Annotated in this window: 11 protein-coding genes; 6 read left to right on the top strand and 5 right to left on the bottom strand. The window is 66.3% G+C overall.

Annotated features, from left to right (window positions below; genetic code table 11):
- Positions 1 to 16 precede the first annotated feature (16 nt).
- The 3 genes from RGU41_RS01810 to RGU41_RS01820 all read right to left on the bottom strand — a co-directional run bounded on the left by RGU41_RS01810 (position 17) and on the right by RGU41_RS01820 (position 2,517).
- Positions 17 to 430 (bottom strand): DUF6176 family protein, encoded by a 414-nt coding sequence (locus tag RGU41_RS01810; protein ID WP_322135350.1) that lies wholly within the window; start codon positions 428 to 430, stop codon positions 17 to 19.
- 216 nt (positions 431 to 646) lie between these two features.
- On the bottom strand, positions 647 to 1,537 hold the full coding sequence (locus tag RGU41_RS01815; RefSeq protein WP_322135351.1) for a DUF4190 domain-containing protein: 891 nt from the start codon (positions 1,535 to 1,537) through the stop codon (positions 647 to 649).
- Positions 1,538 to 1,623: 86 nt separating this feature from the next.
- On the bottom strand, positions 1,624 to 2,517 hold the full coding sequence (locus tag RGU41_RS01820) for a neutral zinc metallopeptidase (protein ID WP_322135352.1): 894 nt from the start codon (positions 2,515 to 2,517) through the stop codon (positions 1,624 to 1,626).
- A gap of 262 nt (positions 2,518 to 2,779) precedes the next feature.
- On the opposite strand from RGU41_RS01820, the gene RGU41_RS01825 reads away from it, so the two are divergent.
- From RGU41_RS01825 to RGU41_RS01835, 3 genes are read left to right on the top strand one after another with little or no spacing between them, the layout of a single operon-like run.
- Entirely contained in the window at positions 2,780 to 5,332 is a 2,553-nt protein-coding gene (locus tag RGU41_RS01825; protein WP_322135353.1) for an NAD-glutamate dehydrogenase domain-containing protein, read from the top strand.
- The gene (locus RGU41_RS01830) at positions 5,329 to 7,653 is read left to right on the top strand and encodes an NAD-glutamate dehydrogenase domain-containing protein (protein WP_322135354.1); all 2,325 of its coding nucleotides are present in this window, start codon (positions 5,329 to 5,331) and stop codon (positions 7,651 to 7,653) included. The genes RGU41_RS01825 and RGU41_RS01830 overlap by 4 nt, the downstream gene beginning before the upstream one ends.
- A 14-nt stretch (positions 7,654 to 7,667) precedes the next feature.
- A complete protein-coding gene (locus tag RGU41_RS01835) occupies positions 7,668 to 8,510 on the top strand; it encodes an alpha/beta hydrolase (RefSeq protein WP_322135355.1) in 843 nt (280 codons plus the stop codon).
- 131 nt (positions 8,511 to 8,641) lie between these two features.
- On the opposite strand, the gene RGU41_RS01840 is transcribed toward RGU41_RS01835, so the two are convergent.
- Together RGU41_RS01840 and RGU41_RS01845 are read right to left on the bottom strand one after the other, a co-directional pair.
- On the bottom strand, positions 8,642 to 10,093 hold the full coding sequence (locus RGU41_RS01840) for an HNH endonuclease signature motif containing protein (protein WP_322135356.1): 1,452 nt from the start codon (positions 10,091 to 10,093) through the stop codon (positions 8,642 to 8,644).
- A 105-nt stretch (positions 10,094 to 10,198) separates the two neighbouring features.
- Positions 10,199 to 11,116, bottom strand: coding sequence for an IclR family transcriptional regulator (locus RGU41_RS01845; protein ID WP_322135357.1), 918 nt, complete (start codon positions 11,114 to 11,116; stop codon positions 10,199 to 10,201).
- 374 nt (positions 11,117 to 11,490) lie between these two features.
- Between RGU41_RS01845 and RGU41_RS01850 the strand changes: the two genes are divergently transcribed.
- From RGU41_RS01850 to RGU41_RS01860, 3 genes are all read left to right on the top strand, one after another.
- Positions 11,491 to 13,689 (top strand): tagaturonate reductase, encoded by a 2,199-nt coding sequence (locus RGU41_RS01850; RefSeq protein ID WP_322135358.1) that lies wholly within the window; start codon positions 11,491 to 11,493, stop codon positions 13,687 to 13,689.
- Positions 13,690 to 13,753: 64 nt separating this feature from the next.
- A complete protein-coding gene (gene uxaC, locus RGU41_RS01855; protein WP_322135359.1) occupies positions 13,754 to 15,151 on the top strand; it encodes a glucuronate isomerase in 1,398 nt (465 codons plus the stop codon).
- A 153-nt stretch (positions 15,152 to 15,304) separates the two neighbouring features.
- A complete protein-coding gene (locus RGU41_RS01860) occupies positions 15,305 to 16,765 on the top strand; it encodes a glycoside-pentoside-hexuronide (GPH):cation symporter (RefSeq protein ID WP_322135360.1) in 1,461 nt (486 codons plus the stop codon).
- Positions 16,766 to 16,807 lie beyond the last annotated feature (42 nt).

The following is a 16,807-nucleotide window of genomic DNA, read 5'->3' on the forward strand; positions in this document are numbered from 1 at the left end:
CCGGAGCGCCGGAGTCCTACTCGGTGTCGGAGGTGCGGGCCTCGCCACGCCTCTCGCCGCGGCCGGCGCCCTGCCTGGCCCAGGTCTCCTCGTTGTAGTCGAGGACCAGTCGCGCGGGCGGCGGACCCTGCAGCATCTCGGGCGTGAGGCCGTGGAACTCGATCATCTTGTCCCGGAACCACACGTCGTGGGGGTCCTGGGAGGTGGCGAAGTCGCGGAACATCCTGGCGAGGTCGTCGGCCTCGTGATAGAGCGCGACGAAGTCGCCCTGCGGGGTCGACATGAGCGAGGCGACCTCGCGATGCAGGCCCATCCGACGCCGGGACCGCTCGTGCTCCTCGCGGCGCGCGCCGGCCATCTCTGCGGCGAAGGACTGCCAGGCCTCGGTCTTGCCGGGCAGGATGGGGGCAAACCACGTGATGTATTCCATGACATCTTCTCCTTTGAAGTAATGACATGCGGCAGGAGCCGAGCGGGCCGAAGCCGCGAGTGGATCATTCCACCGAAGAGCGTAGTCCCCTCATCGCGGGCCGCAACCGTACTTCCGGGCGGCCCGACAAGCGCCCTCAACGCCTCAGTCACGGAGAATGCACCCTCGTCGCGTGGGCGAGGGTGCTTTCTCCGCAACGGAACAGTGCGGATGGGCCTACTGTGCTGCCGAGTAGAACTTCTGGTCGCTGAACGACTGCGAGATGACCCAGGTGCCGGTCGCGGCATCCGCTGTCGGGATGGCGATCACGACGTTGCCGGTCGCCGTTCCGGCGGGGTAGAGCTCGTTGATATCGGACAGCGGCGCGGGGCCGACGACCGAGCTGTCGAGTTCACTGTGCGTGGTGCCGGCGGCGGACACGAAGGACACGTCGAGGTCCATCCAGGGGGTGCCGGTCGTGGTGCCCTGATAGGTGACCGTGATCGGCAGCATGGCGTACTGCATGCCGGCGGGTGCGGCGTCGTTGAACTGGTTCTCAGCGGCGATGATCGCGTCGGCGTTCAGGGTCGGGGCGCCGAGGGTGATCTCATACTCCGGCTCGCCGTCCGCGGTCGTTGCGATCGTCGTGCCGATCGGGGCCGGGTTGGTGCGGGTTCCGACCTCGCCCTCGTTCGAGGGAACCTCGGTGGGGTCGGTCAGGCTGTCACCCGAGTCCGAGCTGTCGCCGGACGTGTCGCTCGAGGAAGTGCCCGACTTCAGGCCCTGGGCGTCATTGACGGCGGCGACGAAGCCGATCGTGTACACGATCGCGAGCACGATCGACAGCAGAAGGGCGACACCGGATGCCGCGATCCCGCCCTTCGCATGACCCTTCGGCTTGCCCTTTCTGGTCACGGCGATGATTCCGAAGACGAGCCCGGCGATGGCGGCGAACCCGGACACGTAATTGACGATTGGAATGAACGCGCCCACGAAGGCGACGGCGCCGACGATGAGGGATACCAGTCCGAAGGGGTTGCTCGTGGGGGCGAGCGGCGCGGGTGCAACGGGCGGCACGGGCGGTGCGGGCGGGAGGTTGCTTCCGCCGAATTCTGGGGGTGAACTCACTGTTTGCTGAGAATCGGACATACATCCAGCCTTGCAGCGTCCCGCTATTTTCAACGACTCCTGTCTACCCCCATTAAGGGGTGTCGTCAGTACGTGTCGTTGAGCCAACCGTCGCAGGACCCTTCGCTGCCGCCGTCGTACCCCTCCAGGAAGGCCTCGTTGCGCTGCTCGGGGGTGCCGTGGTGCTGGGGGTTGTCGAAGGCGTAATCGCCCAGGTCGAGAGTCGTCTGGCCGGCCTCCTTGATGTCGCCCTGGTCGAGGATCCCTTCGTCCTCCGCCGACTTCGCCCAGACCCCGGCCCAGCAGTCGGCGTGCAGCTCGATCTTGTAGACCGGGTAGATCGAACCGGCGGTGCTGAAGATGCCGATTTCGTTCTGGAGCTCGTGCGCGTACTCGTGCGCGACGACGTAAGCGACCGAGAAGTCGCCGGTCTTATGGGTCCTCGTGCCGTCGGTGTTCGCGTAGAGGGTTCCGTCCCAGATCTTCTGGGCGAGGCTCTGCGACACCGTGATCTTGTCGTCGTACAGGCAGTAGTACGCGCTCATGTCATCGGAGAAGCCCGGCGCGCACATCGACGGCACGACCTCGCCCGCCGCGGGGAAGGCATAGGTCACGAAGGGTGCCGGGCGGCCGTCGTCCTTCCACACGCCGGTCCAGTAGGCATCCACGTCGCCGAGCACTGACACGAGGAAGTCCTTCATCGTGCCGCTCGACCCCACGATATTGGCCGTCGGCACGCCCCCGATCCCCGGCGTGCCCGAGGTGCTCGTCGGCGTGATGCCGGACGGTGAGGGGCCGACGGCGACCTGCAGCACCCCGCTCGGGTGCGCGCCCTGTGCGGAGTTCCTGGGGACGGATGCCGCGGCGTGCCCGACGCCCGGATCCGCGGCGGCCGCGGTCACCGCGGTCACCGCGCCACCTCCCGCGAAGGCGAGGACCGACATCAGGGCGATGGCGCGCAGGACAGACGTGAGTTTCATGGTGGTGGACTCCCTTGTGGAGTGCGTGTGTGGTGTTGTCAGGAGCGACCGGAGCGACATCATCCGATTCGCGGCGTGGAGCCCGAGTGTCAACTCTCGCGAGTATAGGCAAACTCATAGCAGCCCGATAGGTCAGTTCGCAGTTCCTGACTCATCGACAGGGGGCGATGTGCGAGCTTCGGCGAACGAAACTACGATGGGGGTCCAAGCGGTCCTCGTTCAAGAGCGAGCGGGATCAGAAGCGAATGGGTGCCTTTTGTCAATGTCGTCAAAATCGTCGTCCGAACTGTCCAGTGCGTTGTCGAACACCGAAGCGTCGACGACCGAGGCCTTCGTCGCCGACTACTACGAGCACCTCGGTGACGATGCCAGGGAATACGACCCGGCCACGCTGCGCGCACGGGCGGAGAGCCACTGGCAGGTCGCCCTCACCCGGCCACCGAAGACGGCGAACATCGAGATCCGGACCGAAACCGATCGCAGCATCCTCTACGTCGTCACCGACGACATGCCGTTCCTCGTCGACTCGGTCAACGCCGAACTGGTCCGCCAGCACGCGGCCATCCACCTCGTCGTGCACCCCCTACTCGTCGTCACCCGCAACCGGGAGACCCACGAGCTCGTCAGGGTCACCCGCATGCCGGTTAACGCGGGCGTCTCGAGTGGCGACACCTCCGCGATGCCCGACATCTCCCACCTGCTCGGCAACGAGGAGGACTCGCCGCATCTCGAGTCGTGGATCGCGATCGAGATCGACCGTGCGAGCGTCGAGGCCCGCGAGCGCCTGGCCGAGGGGATCGCGCGGGTGCTCCACGACGTGCGGGCCGCCGTGGACGACTGGCCCGCGATGCGCTCGAAGTCCGTGCAGATCGCCGACGCACTCGGGAAGCTGCCGCACGCCGAGGGCATCCCCGACCTGGCGCAAGCCAGGGACCTGCTGCACTGGCTCGACCAGGACAACTTCACCTTCCTCGGCTACCGCGAATACGACCTCGAGACGGTCGACGGCGAGGACGTCCTCTCCATCCGCGACGACAGCGGTCTCGGCCTGTTGCGCGCCGTGAAAGACGGGCACGAGATCCAGCACCTGACGGATGCCGGGCGCACGATGGCCCGCGAACGGCGCGCCCTCGTGATCACCAAGGCCAACTCCCGCTCGAGCGTGCACCGTCCCGCGTACTTCGACTACATCGGCATCAAGAGCTTCGACGCCAACGGCAACGTCAACGGGGAGCAGCGCTTCATCGGCCTCTTCGCCGTGAGCGCGTACACGAGCTCCGTGCGTGACGTGCCGATCCTGCGCGAGAAGATCGATGCCGTCATGGCCGAGGTCGGCTTCCCGCCGGGCTCGCACAGCGACAAGGACCTGCTCGGCATCCTCGAGACCTACCCGCGCGATGAGCTCTTCCAGATCGACGTGCCCACCCTCGTCGCAACGGCCGTCGCCATCCAGCGACTGCAGGAACGCCGGCGGACCCGGCTCTTCCTGCGCCCGGACCTGTTCGGCCGCTTCATGTCCGCCCTCGTCTACTTCCCCCGCGACCGGTACACGACGGCGGTGCGCCTCCGGATCGAGAAGGAACTGACCGAGACCTTCTCCGCGGAATCCCTCGACTTCGAGGCCCGCATGACGGAGTCCACCCTCGCCCGCCTGTTCTACCGGATCCGCCTGCCGAAGACGGCCGCTGTCGGAACGGCCGACGACGTCGCCGCGCTCGCCGCGGCACTCGAACCCCGCCTGGCCATGGCCGTGCGGTCCTGGGCGGAGGGGATCACCGAGCAGCTGCACGACACGAGGCTCGCGCACCTCTGGGCAGAGGCGTTCCCGCCGAGCTACCAGGTCGACTATGAAGTCGAGGACGCCCTCGTCGACATCAGCAGGTTCGAGGCATACGCCGCGGGCCTGAAGAGTGCGGTCGCGCGGGATGCCGCGGCATCCGTGACGGGTTCGCCTCGCCCGGGCGTGCACGTCTACCTCTCCCCGAACGCCGCTGACCGGCCCGCCGAAGACGCCCGGGTGAAGCTCTACATGATGGAGTCGCAGAGCCTCAGCCAGATCCTGCCGTACTTCCAGAACCTCGGTATCGAGGTTCTCGACGAGGTGCCCTTCGAGATCAAGACCTCCGACGGGCGTGAATTCTTCCTCTACGACCTCGGCCTGCGCTACCCGGCGGGCGTCGACCCGGTCGGCACCGGCGACCTGCTCGCCGACTCCTTCGGCGCAGCGGTCAGCGGGGCCATCGAGTCGGACGGACTCGACCGCCTGGTCCTCCGCGAAGGCATGCCCTGGCGCCGCGTGGTCATCCTCCGCAGCTACGCCAAGTACCTGCGCCAGATGGGCAACACCAACTCCTACGACTTCGTCGGCGACACCCTGCTCGCCAACCCCGCGGTCTCTGGCGGGCTCGTGGACCTCTTCGAGGCCCGGTTCGACCCCGCGCGGGACGAGACCGAACGCATCCGTCGCACCGAGGAGGTGCGCGCGCAGCTCGCCACGGCCATCGAACAGGTCGCCACCCTCGACGCCGACCGGGTGCTGCGGGTGCTGCTGAACCTCATCGAGGCGACGCTGCGCACGAACTATTTCCAGAACAAGCCCTACCTGAGCATCAAGCTCGACCCGAGCCGCATCGAGGCACTGCCGTTCCCGAAGCCGATGTTCGAGATCTGGGTGTACTCGCCGCGCGTCGAAGGCGTGCACCTGCGCTTCGGCAACGTCGCTCGTGGTGGCTTGCGCTGGTCGGACCGTGAGGAAGACTTCCGCACCGAAGTGTTCTCGGCCTCGTCAAGGCGCAGACGGTCAAGAACGCCGTGATCGTGCCGACCGGCGCCAAGGGCGGGTTCTTCGCGAAGAAGCTGCCCGACCCCGGTGTCAACCGGGCCGCCTGGCTGGCCGAAGGCATCGATGCATACAAGACCTTCATCCGCGGCATGCTCGACCTGACCGACAACCTCGTTTTGACGGATGCCGGTGAGCAGGTCGTTCCCCGGCGAACGTCGTGCGTCACGACGACAACGACTCCGTACCTCGTCGTTGCAGCTGACAAAGGTACCGCAACGTTCTCTGATATCGCCAACGGGATTGCCATCGATTACGGCTTCTGGCTCGGCGACGCCTTCGCCTCCGGCGGCTCGATCGGCTACGACCACAAGGCCATGGGCATCACGGCCCGCGGCGCCTGGGAATCGGTCAAGCGCCACTTCGGTGAACTCGACCTCGACACCCAGACCGAGGAATTCACCGTCGTCGGGATCGGCGACATGTCCGGAGACGTCTTCGGCAACGGGATGCTGCTCTCCGAGCACATCAAGCTCGTGGCGGCCTTCGACCACCGGCACGTGTTCCTCGACCCGAACCCCGACCCGGCCGTGTCGTTCGCCGAGCGGCGCCGGCTCTTCGAACTGCCCCGGTCCTCCTGGGCGGACTACGACACGAGCCTGATCAGCGCAGGCGGCGGGGTGTTCCCGCGGCAGGCCAAAGTGGTCCCGATCTCGGCGGAGGTGCGCGCCGTCCTCGGACTGCCCGAAAACGTCACGCACCTGAGCCCGCCGGAACTGCTCCGCGCCATCCTCACGGCACCGGCCGACCTGCTCTACAACGGCGGCATCGGCACCTACGTCAAGGCGAGCACCGAAACCGCTGCGCAGGTCGGCGACAAGGCGAACGACGCCATCCGCGTCGACGGCCGCGACCTGCGCGTCAAGGTCGTCGGTGAGGGCGGCAACCTCGGCCTCACCCAGCGCGGCCGCATCGAGGCCGCCCTGGCCGGGGTGCTGCTCAACACCGACGCGATCGACAACTCCGCCGGCGTGGACTGCTCCGACCACGAGGTCAACATCAAGATCTTCGTCGACCGGATGGTCGCGGCCGGACGGCTCAGCGCCGAAGAGCGCCCCGGGTTCCTCGCCGCGATGACGGACGAGGTCGGCCGGCTGGTCCTGGAGGATAACGTCGACCAGAACATCCTGCTGCTGAACGACCGGGTCAAGGTCGCGAGCTGGAGCCCGAGTTACGAACGCCTGATGGACGCGCTCGAGGCATCCGGCGACCTGAAGCGCGAGCTCGAGGCGTTGCCGACCACCACGGAGCTGCACGAACGGATCGACCACGGCCAGGGGCTCACCTCGCCAGAGCTCTCGGTGCTCGCCGCCTACGCCAAGATCGAGCTCACGACCGCGCTCCGGGACAGCGACCTCGCGGACGACCCGTGGTTCCGCGGCACCCTGCGCCGGTACTTCCCGCGCCAGCTCGCCGAACGCTTCGACGCCGAGCTCGACACGCATCCACTGCGCCGGGAGATCATCGCGACCGTCGTCGCGAACGACATGATCAACCTCGGGGGAGTGACTTTCGCCTTCCGTGCCATGGAGGAGACCAGCGCGACCCCCGCGGCGATCGCCCGGGCGTTCGTCGCGCTCCGGGAGATCTTCGAGCTCGAGACCATGGTCGCCGAGCTGAGCGCCCTGCCGAAGTCGTTCCCGACGGAGCACTGGACGGCGATCCACCTCGACATCCGCCGGCTGCTCGACCGGGCCGTGCGCTGGCAGGTCAACCACGGCGGCTCGCAACCGGTCGCCGAGGTCGTGGCGCAGTACAAGCCGCAGATCGCGCTCGTCCGCGCGCACCTGGGCGACTACGTGCGCGGCGCCGACCAGGCCCGGCTCGGGTCGCTGCTGGTCAAGGCGGAGGAGTGGGGCCTGCCGTCCGGCCTCGGCCACCGCTGGACCCAGCTCTTCGAGGCCTTCGCCCTGCTCGACGTCGTGAAGATCGCGGCGCAGTCCGGCGAACAGCTCGGGGACGTCGCGTCCGTGTACTACACGGTCTACGACCGGTTCGGCGTGGACAACCTGCTCGAGCGCATCACCGCGTTGCCGCGCACGGACCGCTGGCAGGCCCTCGCCCGCGCGGCGCTGCGCGACGACCTCTACTCGACGGTCGCCGACATCACCACGGCCGTGCTCGAGGCGACGGATTCGGGAAGCGCGGAACACCGTCTCCTCGCCTGGGAGGCACTCAACGCCGAAAAGCTCGCCCGCTCACGCAGCGTATTCGACGAGGTCAACGCCCTCGGCCAGGACGACATGGCCTCGCTCTCGGTCGCAATGCGGCTGCTGCGCTCCATCGTGCGGCGGTAGGCAGGCCCGGGCGGATGCTGCGGACGACGCGCCTGGCGGAGGGGCCAGTCGAGTACCGGCTCGATATTCGCGCGGACCCGGTCATCGTGGTCTTCCACGGCGGACACCTCCGGGCCGGGATCGCGGTCGGCGAGGACGTCTTCGCCGCCGCCGGCTACTCCGTGCTCGCACCCTCCCGACCCGGCTACGGTCGCACTCCGCTGTCCACAGGGACGACCGTGACCGGATTCGCGGATGTCGTGGGTGACCTGTGCGCGCACCTGGGCATCACCCGGGTCGCGGCGGTCGTCGGCATTTCCGGCGGGGGACCGACCGCCGCAACGTTCGCCGCGCGACACGCCGGCCTTGTCGACCGGCTGGTCCTGATCAGTGCAGTCGGCTGGCTTCCGTACCCGGACCCGGTCACTCGCCTGGGAGCCCGGATCGGATTCAACGGCGTGACCGGGAGGGTCACCTGGGGCCTGGTTCACGCGCTCGCCCGGTTCGCTCCCTCCATGTGCCTGCGCATGATGATGGGAGCGCTGTCCACCCGTCCGGTGGGCGAGGTCCTGGCCGGCTTGGATCCGGACGCTCGCGCCGGACTCCTCACACTTTTCCGGCGGATGCGCTCCGGACGCGGGTTTGTCAACGACCTGCGCCCCACCCCCGATGTCACCGCTCTGGTCGATCAGCCCACCCTCGTGATCGCCACCCGAACCGACGGCGGAGTGCCCTTCGCACAGTCGCGTTCGCTCGCCTCAAGCATCCGTGCTGCCGAACTCATTGAGAGTCATGCGGACAGCCACATGGTCTGGCTCGGTGCTGACTGGCCGGTGGTCGGCGAACGAATCGTCGCCTTCCTCAAGGGCCCCTCCTGAGCTGGACCAGCTCGTGGCCGCACACCTCGCAGATGCCGCATCGCGTTTTCCGCGCCCGGCCTCCGATCCACCAGGAGCGGCTCTGCCTCCTCGGAAAGGACGGCTTCGCGGAGCCCGCGTGGGCAAGCGACCTAGAACGGTGTCGGGTCTTCGGGGTCTTCGGGTGTGGGGTCGAGGTTCCAGACGTCCACGATCGGGGCCGGTGGTTTCGGTGCGGGTTTGGGTTTCCGGGGTGGTCTCATGTCGGCGGAGGGTTCGACGATGTAGCTGTACCCGGCCGGTGAGGTCCATTCGATGCGGCCGTCGCCGAGGTGCCTCGGCGACCACCGGGTGTAGCTCTTCACCGCGTGGTGATACGGGCAGAGGTGGGCGAGGTTCATCGCGTCGGTTTCCCCGCCGTGCTGCCACTCCACACTGTGGTCGAGGTCTGATCGTTTGGCGGAGCGGCGGCACCCGGGGAAGGTGCAGGTTTCATCCCGTACCTCGAGCCATTTCTTGAGCGCGGCGGGTGGTTTGTAGGTGTCGCGTCCCATGGAGAGCACGACCCCGGTCTCGGGGTGGGTGAGCAGCCGGGTGAAGCTCGGCGCCCCGGCGGCGAGACGCCTCGCGGTGTCGGGGTCGATCGGTCCGTACCCGGCGAGGTACCCGGGTTCCTCGCTCTTCCCCAACAGGGTCAGTACCGGGACCGTGACGTTGACTTGCGCGGCCACCCCGGCACCGAGTCCATCCGGGGTGACCCCGCCGATCAGGACATCGGTGAGCACATCGGCCGCGATCTGGGTCAGCGTGCGGGTTTCCTCCGGGCCCTGCAGGGTCAGGGCGGTGTCGAGGGTGCGGTGGTAGGCGGCCTGCACCTTCTCCGCGTCCCCGGTCAGATACAGCGACGCCATGCCGTCGTTGAGGGCGTGGAACACCACGTGCCGATCCTCCACGCTCTTCTGGTGCCGGGCGGTGATGGTTTCCGGGTGGGTGCGTTCCCGCACCCTTCGGGCCCGGTCGGCGAGCTTCGCCACGGTGAGCACTTCCGCGTCGGGCACGAGGACCTCCTCGAACACCGCACGCGCCCGCGCGGACGCTTCCGGGTCATCAGCGACGCGGATGCCCCAGGCCTGCTCCATGATCACCTGCGCGTGCCGGTAACTGATCACCCCGGAGGCCAGGGCCTCCCGGGTCACGGGGAGGTCTTCGGCGAGGGTGCGGCTGGCTTCGATCAGGGTCTCCGCCGTCCGGCGCGGGAGCCGCAGCAGGGCGCCGACCTCGCACGTGAACTCCTCCTTCGTGGCCTCCTCCGGCGACCACGGCGTGCGGAGGCCGCCGGCGCGTTCTGCGGCCTCCGCACGGGCCCGGCCGACATCGGCGAGCACCCGTTGGGCGGTGTAGATCGCGGCCGCCCGCTTCGCGGCGGCCCGGTTCATCTCCCGGTCCGCCTCCCGGATCGCGTCATAGAAATCGGCGAGGGACGGCTCCACCAGGCTGAGATGCCGGGGGTTGAGGTAGGTGTCGGGAGGACTGTCGGGAGGGGTCCCGGGCGGGGGTTCCGCCGTGCTTTCGGGCTGAGGTTCTGAGGTATTTTCAGTTGTCATACCGGTTACTCTACGGACGACCACCGACATTCTTGAGGCATCCGCATGCCCATGAATCACCTGTGGAAAACCCGGTCAAGGGCTCATAACGAAAGTCGGTCAGCTTCAATCGTCCAGAGATATCGATAGGTTACCCGATGAGCGATTCCTGTCCAGGGGGCGTCCGCAAAGTCGGATCGGAACAGACCTACGTGGCCGCGAAACGCTCCCCACGCAACGGCCAGAGCTAGACGAGTGACATGATGTCGCGCGCCGCGGTGAGGAGCAGGGGGCGTATGACTCGAGTTTCGCCTGCGTCACCAATGGTGCGATTGTGGTGATGCCGATTCCGCCCAGCAGATTGTGCCGGGTGTCGAAAACGGGCGTCGCCATGCAGCGGATGTGCTCCTCGTTCTCCTCGTCGTCGATCGAGAAGCCGCGATTGCGCACAAGTTCGCCGTCGGCGAGCAAACGGTTGACGTCCGTGATGGTGTTGTCGGTGCGCCGCGGCAGCCCGGTGTTGGCGGCGTACCGCCGCACCTCGCTCTCGGGCAGGTAGGCCAGAACGGACTTGCCGATCGCGGTCGAGTGCAACGGGATCTGGGCGCCGACGCGGGACGCCATCCGGATCGGCTGCGCGGTGTCCTCGATCTTCTCAACGTAGGTGGCCCAGTCGCCGGTGCGGAGGGCGAAGTGGATGGTGCTGTGCACGTCCTGCTGGAGGCGCTGCAGCCGGGTGCGCACGCGGTCCGAATCCTCCGTGCTGGCAGTCAGGCGCAGGCCGAGCAACCGAAGCGCGCGTCCGGGTGTGTACGCGCCGTCCGACGTGCGGCTGACATAGCCGTCGTCGACGAGTTCGGACAGCAGACGGAACACGCTCGTCTTCGACAGGCCGGTCTCCTTAACCAGGTCGCTCAGCCGGTGCGTTTCGCCCGGGTTCGACACGGCTTCGAGCACGCGCAGCAGTTTGCGGGCTGCGCTGTCCTTCGCGGGCTCGCCGGCCTCGCCCGAGGTGTGAGATCCGTCGATCAAAGTCGCTGACATTTTGTCCTCCTGCGGCCAAAGATTGTGCATTGTGCACCATGAAAAGGCGGTTCTGCCCGATGGAACTCAATACGGCAATTCTACCGCGAAAGCAGTTGTTACGAACGTGTTAACCGGTGCTAGTGTTTCATCTGACGGACACGCGTTCTGCTGAGCGGAACGATTATCAGGCTCCGCCACACTTTCGCCTCACGTTTCTCGCCTCAAAGAGGAGTACGCATGACAACCCAGCAGCTCGCACAGGGCATCCGTCTGGTGGAGGGCCACGGCGGCCTCGCCGCCGTCGAAGTCACCACACCCTCGGCATCCGCCCTGATCTACCTGCACGGCGCGCACGTCGCCGACTGGACTCCCGCAGGCGGCATGCCGGTCCTTTGGATGAGCACCTTCGGCGTCTTCTCCGACACCGACCCGATCCGCGGCGGCGTCCCCTCTGCTTCCCCTGGTTCGGCCCGAACGGCACGGATGCCTCCGCTCCCAACCACGGCTGGGCTCGCCTCTCCACCTGGTCGCTCGTCGACTCCCGCACCCTGGACACCGCGACCGGCGCCGTTGCCACAGAGCTCGTCTTCGAACTGACCCAGGACAGCGTCGGCGTTCCCGCCGGATTCCACCCCTTCACCGCGCACTACACGGTCACCGTGGGCGCAGAGCTCGGCCTCGAGCTGTCCGTCCGCAACGACGGTGCCACCCCGTTCGCGTTCGAGGAAGCCTTCCACACCTACTTCGCCGTCGGCGACGTCACAACGAGCACCCTCACCGGCCTCGAGACGTTCGGCTACACGGACCGCTCGACCAAGCCGGCCACCGAGGGCTCGTCCCTCCTGCCGCTCGGCTTCACCGGCGATGAGATCGATCGCCTCTACCCGATGCCCGAGGCGCTCGAACTCAGCGACCCGGCGAACGACCGCATCATCCGCGCCGTCTCGCAGGGCGCCGCGCAGACGGTCATCTGGAACGCCGGCCGCATCAAGGCCGCCGCCATCGCAGACTACGGAACCGACGAGTGGACCGAAACCGCCTGCGCAGAGACGTGCAACGTCGGCGCCCACTTCATCACCCTGGATCCCGGAGCGACGTCGACCATGCAGGTCACCGTCACGTCCACTACTACCGAACGGAACACGAAGACCATGCAGAGACTGTCCAAGAGCGTTGTTCCCGCGATCGCGGAACTGCCCACGAAGGCCATCCAGTTCGGCGAGGGGAACTTCCTCCGCGCGTTCGTCGACTGGCAGCTGCAGCAGATGAACAACCAGGGACTGTTCCAGGGCGGCGTGAAGATCGTCCAGCCCATCGAAGGCGGCCGCGTCGCCTCCCTCGAGGAGCAGGACAACCTCTACACGGTCCTCCTCGAAGGCCTTCAGGATGGCAAGGACGTGCAGAGCCACGAGGTCATCACCGTGGTCACCGGAACGGTCAACCCGTACGTCGACAACCGGAAGTACCTCGACCTCGCCAACGACGACAACATCGAGTTCATCTTCTCCAACACGACAGAGGCCGGCATCGCCTTCGACGACCGCGACCGTCTCAATGACAAGCCCCAGCACAGCTTCCCCGGAAAGCTCACCGCGCTCCTCTTCGAGCGTTTCTCCCTCGGCAAGAAGGGCTTCCAGATCATCCCGTGCGAGCTCATCGAGCACAACGGCGACAAGCTCAAGGAATCCGTCCTCGCGACCGCCGCGCTCTGGGAGCTCGACGCAGCATTCGTCCAGTGGGTCAACACCGACAACACCTTCTACTCCAGCCTCGTCGACCGGATCGTTCCCGGTTACCCGGCCGACCGCGCCGCCGAGCTCGCCGAGGAATTCGGCTACGACGACCAGTCGATCGTCAAGGCCGAGCCATTCCTGCTCTGGGTCATCGAAGGACCGCAGTCATTGACGGAGTCCCTCCCGCTCGCGAAGGCCGGCCTCAACGTGACCGTCACCGACGACATGACGCCGTACCGCGAACGCAAGGTGTTCCTGCTGAACGCCCCGCACACCACAATGGCCTCGATCGCCCGCCTCGCCGGCGTCGAGACCGTGCGCGACGTGATGATCGACCCCGAGTTCTCCCAGTTCGTCAACTCGGAAATGTACGACGAGATCATGCCGGTCATCGACCTGCCGCACGACGAACTCGCCGCATACGCCGAGTCCGTCAAGGAACGCTTCGAGAACCGCTTCATGCACCACGAGCTCGCCTCGATCGCGCTCAACAGCATCTCGAAGTACAAGTCCCGCCTGCTGCCGATCCTGGTCAACTTCCACGAGAAGGTCGGAACCTTCCCTCCCCGCGTCACCCTGGCCCTTTCGGCACTGCTGCTCACCTACAGCGGCGACGCTGCGGTCACCGTCGTCCCCGTCGACAGCGACGAGGTGCTCGCCACCTTCCACGCCGCATACGCGACGGCCACCGCGACCGGTAGCAACGTGACGGCCGACTACGTCGAAGCGATCCTGAGCGATGACTCGCTCTGGGGCCGCGACCTCACCGAACTCCCCGGCCTCGTCGCCGAGGTCACCACCGGCCTCGACAACCTGCGCACCCTGGGTGCCCGCGCGACCATCGCGCTCCTGGCCTGATCGGCCGAATCAACCCACCGACTGATTCACCACAACGACTGTACGGAACGAAGGACTGTTTCTGATGTTTTTGAATGACGATTTCCTGCTGACCACGCCGATGGCGAAGAAGCTCTTCCACAATCACGCGAAGAACATGCCGATTGTCGACTACCACTGCCACCTGAGCCCCCAGGAGATCCTCGAGGACGGCAACTTCGCGACGATCACCGAAGCCTGGCTCGGCGGCAACAACTACGGCGACCACTACAAGTGGCGCCTGATGCGCACCAACGGGGTCCCCGAGAGCCTCATCACCGGAGACGGCGCCGACTTCGACAAGTTCTACGCCTGGGCAGGCACCCTCGAAAAGGCGCTCGGCAACCCGCTCTACGTCTGGGCGCACCTCGAACTCAAGCGCTTCTTCGGCATCGACACCGTGATCAGCCGCGCGACGGCCCGCGAGATCTACGACGCGGCCAACCTGCTCCTCGCGACTCCGGCGTTCTCCCGCCGCAGCCTGATCCGGGGCATGAACGTGAAGGTCGTCGTCACGACGGACGACCCCGCGGATGACCTGCACGTCCACGAGCTGCTCAAGGCTGAGAGCGCCTTCAAGGTGCTCCCGGCGTTCCGTCCGGACAAGTCCCTGAACATCGATCAGGCCGGGTACGCGGCGTACATCGCCACCCTCGGCACCGCGGCCGGCGTCAGCATCACCGCGTTCGCGGACATCGTCGAGGCCCTCACCCAGCGCGTCGACTTCTTCCACTCCATGGGCGGACGCCTGTCCGACCACGCCCTCGACATCGTCGTCTACGAAGAGGCCACCCCGGCCGAACTCGACACGATCGTCACGACCGCCCTCTCCGGCGGCACCCTGACCGCGACCGAGATCGCGCAGTACCGCACGGCACTGCTCAAGGCCCTGATGCGCATCTACAGCGCCAAGGACTGGACGATGCAGTACCACATCCACGCGATGCGCAACATCAACGACCCGGGCTTCGCCCGCATGGGCGCCGACACCGGTTACGACGCGATCAACGACCGCAACATCGCCGAGCCGCTCGCCAAGCTCTTCAACGCGATGGAATCCGAGGATGCGGTTCCCCGCACGATCATCTTCTCGCTGAACCCCAACGACTACCTGCCGCTGATCACCCTGATGGCCTCCTACCAGAAGGACGTCGTCCAGAAGCTCCAGCTCGGCAACGCCTGGTGGCACAACGACACCCGCAACGGAATGCGCCTGCAGCTGTCCACCTTCGCGGAGGAGAGCCTGCTCTCCAACTTCGTCGGCATGCTGACGGACTCCCGCAGCTTCCTCTCCTACCCGCGCCACGAGTACTTCCGCCGCATCCTGTGCGAACTGATCGGCGAATGGGTCGAGCTCGGCGAAGTTCCCGACGACGAGGCCATCCTCGGCCAGATGGTCGAAGACATCTCGTACAACAACGCGAACACCTACTTCGGGTTCTAGCCCGTTCGGCTCCGAGCAGGCACCTAGGACGTTCACGACCCGCTCGAAGCATCCACCCGCACAGTACCTCAGCACGAAACAGCACGAAACAGCACGACCAGCACGAACCAGCACGACCCCATTAAATCCAGCACATAGGAGTGAATCCGCATTATGAGTACATCCACCAAGGGCCTGCCCGGCGCCATGGGAGCCACCGGCCCCGAAGGCTCCGCCGGCGTCACCGTTATTGATCGCATTTCCCGCAAGGAGAAGGTCGCCTATGGCTTCGGCGACTTCGGTAACGGCTTCATGTTCGACCTCGGACAGTCGTACCTGACCAAGTTCTGGATCGACACCGCCGGCATCGCGCCCGCTGTCGTCGCACTTATCTTTACGCTCAGCAAACTGTTCGATGCCTGCATGGACCCGCTCGCGGCCGCATTCATCGACAGCCGCCGCTTCGGCAAGCGCGGAAAATTCCGCCCCGTCATGATGGTCTCCTCCATCCTGCTCGCCGTTATGACCGTCGTCACCTTCACGATGCCCGACGTGGACATGGGCTGGAAGATCGCCTTCGCCGCCGGCACGTACGCGGTCTGGGGCATCATCTACTCCTTCACGAATGACCCGTACGGCTCCCTCGCCTCGGTCATGACCCGCGACATCAAGGACCGCGCGGAGCTCGCGACCAGCCGCCAGGCCGGTTCGCTCGGCGCCCAGTGGATCTGTGGCTTCGCGTTCATCCCGATGATGATGATCTTCGGCGGCATGACCGCCCAGAACTTCATGTTCGCCTCGATGGTCATGGCCATCGTCGGCGTCGTGTCCTTCTACATCTGCTACCGCGGCACCAAGGAACGGGTGTACGTCAACCGTGCAGTCGGCTTCGAGAAGAACGGCATGAAGGACTACGCCAAGGCGATCTTCACCAACAAGCCGCTCCTCGCCCTCGTGCTCATGACGCTCTTCACCATCTCCTCGATGAACGTCAACAACATGATGATGATCTTCTTCGCCCAGTACAACCTCGGCAACATCGCCCTCCAGGCCGTCCTGAACCTCGTCATGATCGGCGCCTCCATCGTGGGCATCATGTTCATCCCGAAGATGGTCGCCAAGTGGGGCAAGAAGAAGACGGCCATGGCCGGATTCATCGTCTCCATCGTCGCCAACGGCCTGAACTTCATCATCCCGACCAACCTGTGGACGTTCATGATCCTCGTCACCATCGGGTACGCCGCGCTGGCCATCCCGAACGGCGTCACCTGGGCCTTCGTCTCCGACACGATCGACTACGGCGAATGGCACACCGGTGTCCGCAAGGAGACCATGACCTACGCCGCGTTCAACTTCTCCCGCAAGGTCGCCCAGTCCCTCGCCGCCCTCGTCGGCGCCGGCATGCTCGCCATCACGGGCTACGTCGCCAAGGCCACCTCGCAGTCCCCGGAGACGCTCTTCGGCATCAAGGCCGTCATGACGATCTACCCGGCCATCGCGCTCACCATCGCCGCCGTCATCATCTACTTCCTGTACAGCCTGAGCGATGACAAGTACCACGCCATTGCCATCGACCTCGAAGAGGGTCGTTGGGAAAAGGGCATCATCGGCGAAGAAATCGCCGCCAAGGCCTGATCCGGCCAGCAGTACCCTCCCCGACCGCTTCCCAGCGAGAGA

Origin of the sequence: Cryobacterium sp. 10C3 (genome assembly GCF_034314285.1) — a bacterium.
In the GTDB taxonomy this organism is placed as follows: domain Bacteria; phylum Actinomycetota; class Actinomycetes; order Actinomycetales; family Microbacteriaceae; genus Cryobacterium; species Cryobacterium glucosi.